This is a genomic window from Phytoactinopolyspora endophytica, from assembly GCF_004138495.1.
Taxonomy (GTDB): domain Bacteria; phylum Actinomycetota; class Actinomycetes; order Jiangellales; family Jiangellaceae; genus Phytoactinopolyspora; species Phytoactinopolyspora endophytica.
In genome coordinates this window covers 61749-64379 of sequence record NZ_ML142874.1, presented here as the reverse complement: position 1 = coordinate 64379, position 2631 = coordinate 61749, and the positions used below count along the sequence as shown (strand labels likewise).

The 2631-nt window shown below is 68.8% G+C and carries 3 protein-coding genes; all 3 read right to left on the bottom strand.

The window, feature by feature from the left end:
- A partial coding sequence (locus ELR45_RS41800) for a response regulator (RefSeq protein WP_240760289.1) occupies positions 1–401 on the bottom strand: 401 nt, incomplete at its 3' end.
- Positions 371–1942, bottom strand: a complete 1572-nt coding sequence (locus ELR45_RS31775) for a sensor histidine kinase (RefSeq protein WP_205857669.1) — start codon at positions 1940–1942, stop codon at positions 371–373. The genes ELR45_RS31775 and ELR45_RS41800, both read right to left, overlap by 31 nt.
- An 8-nt stretch (positions 1943–1950) precedes the next feature.
- Positions 1951–2631, bottom strand: a 681-nt coding sequence (locus tag ELR45_RS39915; RefSeq protein ID WP_205857668.1) for an MMPL family transporter, incomplete at its 5' end; no start/stop codon positions are given.

Genomic DNA, 2631 nt, shown 5'->3' with positions numbered 1-2631 from the left:
CCGTCGACCACCTGGTGCAACGTGCCCACGAACTCCTCGACGTCGACCACACGGTCTTTCAGCAGGTAACCGACGCCCTTGCCGCCTGCGGAGTCGATCAGGTCGGAGGCGTAGCTCTGCTCGACGTATTGGCTGAGCGCGACGACGGCGAGCTCGGGACACGTACGACGAAGCTCGACGGCGGCGCGCAGTCCTTCGTCGGTGAAGCCCGGCGGCATCCGGATGTCCGTCACTACCAGGTCAGGAGCGTGTTCGGCGACGGCGGCCTTCAGGGCGTCGGCGTCACCGGCCGTGGCCACGACCTCGAACCCGAACCGCCCGAGCAGCCCGGCCAGACCTTCGCGGAGCAGGACACCGTCCTCGGCGAGCACTACTCGGATGGCTGGTCGCTCTGGCTGCACGGAAGCTCCACGCGTAGGACGGTCGGCCCGCCGGCCGGGCTGGACAGGAACATTCTGCCGTCCACGACCGCCGCGCGGTCCGCCAGCCCGGTCAGCCCGGTGCCGTGGGCGGGATCCGCACCGCCGCGGCCGTCGTCGCGAACCTCCACGGTGAGCACGTCGTCATTCAGCGTGTCCCGGTGCCGCCTGACCTTGACCCGTGCCTTGGTAGCGCCGCTGTGCTTGGCCACGTTCGTCAGCGCCTCCGAGACGACGAAGTACGCCGTGCCCTCGACGTGCTCGGACGGCCGCTCCGGTACATCGATATCGACGGGCACATCGACGTCGACCGGAATGGACGCCTCGTCGGCGAGCTCGCGCACCGCGGCGTTCAGTCCGCGATCGGTGAGGACCTGCGGGTGGATGCCGCGGATGAGCTCCCGCAGCTCGGCCATGACGTGCTTGGCCTGCTCGTGGGCGTCTTCCACCGCCGCCGCGGCCGGCGATCCCGGCGGCAGGTCGAGGCGGGCCATGCCGAGCTGGAGCGTGAGACTGACCAGGCGTCGCTGCGCTCCGTCGTGCAGGTCGCATTCGATCCGCCGTCGCTCGGCCTCGAACGCGTCCACCAGCCGCGCTCTGGACTGCGACACGTCGACGAGGCGAGCATGCAGCTCCGCGCGGCCCTCGCCGTGTAGCAACGCCCGGGCGACGAGGCCGTGTGCACCCGCGAGCAGGGCCAGCAGATACGGCAACACGGGCAGCAGCACGAGCCCGGCAAGCGCGTACGGGACCGCCTCCGCCGGGGTGTCCACGGTGCCGAAGCCCAGCATGACCGAGCCGCCGTCGAGCGCCACCAGCAGTGGGCTGACGAGAAGCACGCCGACGAGCATCAGCGCGGCCAGGACCGCGAGGTAGGCCAGCGGAACGACAGTGACCAGAAGCAGGACGTAGCCCACCTCTCGCCACGTCGCCGCCTCGGTGTACCGGGTGCGCATCCAGGACCACAGGTCCGCCTCCGGTGGGTCCTGGTGCGCGGACACCACGGAGCGGTCATCGACCATGCGCAGCCGCCGTCGTTCCAGCTCCGCCAGCGGTATGGACACCAGTGGACCGATGCCGACCATCAGGAAGAGCCCGAGGAAGAGCAGCAGGAGGAACATCGCCGGACTCAACTCATCGCCTTGGCTGGCGGCAAGGGCGATGAGCGTGATCCAGGGTATGCCGATGACGACGAATGGAAGCGCGCCGGCGAAGGCCAGCGCGGTCGTCACCAGGTAGCCGAGCGACCGCCACGGCCAGCGGGTCAGCAGGAACCGGCGCCGTGCGACGGATTCCAGCGAGGTCTGCGGTTCGCGGTCACGCACCTGCACCACGCTAGCCGTTCGCGCCCCCATGGCCAGCCCGGTTAGCCAGATATCGGCGGGTATGGCTAGGCCTACCTCGTTTCGCCGGTCGCGGTAGCCACAGTTCCCGCGTTCTGGTTCCGTCGGTTCGACGTTGCGGGAGTGCCCCGGCGGGCGGGCGAGCTCATCCGGTAGCTCGCCCGCCCGCCACGACGTCACGACGACGCCTATGCCTGAGCTCCGACCAGGTCTCGATCGTCGTCGCTCGGCCTCAGATAGACGTCGGGGTTGCCCTCGACGTGCAGCTGAGGCAGGCTCCGGTCCACCGGAGCGGGCAGCCACCAGTTCGCCTTGCCGAGAATGTGCATGACGGCCGGGACCAGCAGCATCCGGACGACTGTCGCGTCGATCAGGATGGCCGTCGCCATGCCTACCCCGAAGACCTTGATGAAGACCTGGTCATCCGGGATGAATGCGGCGAAGACGGCGATCATGATCGCGGCCGCCGCCGTGATCACCCGCGCGGTGCCGGCCAACCCCTCGGTAATGGCACGGCCGTTGTCGCGATGCCGCACCCAGGCCTCCCGCATCCGGCTGATCAGGAACACCTCGTAGTCCATGGAGAGCCCGAACAGGATGGCGAACATGATGACCGGCAAAAAGGCCGCCATGGGTGTGTCCGTGTCGATCCCGATCAGCTCGCCGGCCCAGCCCCCTTGGAGGAAGAACGCCACCACGCCGTACGTGGCGGCGACCGACAGCAGGTTCATCACGGCGGCGGTCACCGCGATCACCACACTGCGGAACGCGACCAGCAAGACCAGCATCGACACGAGAACGACGCCCCCGATGAGGAACGGAATCCTCTCGGTGATGGCGGCGTTGATGTCGATCACAGAGGCAGCCAC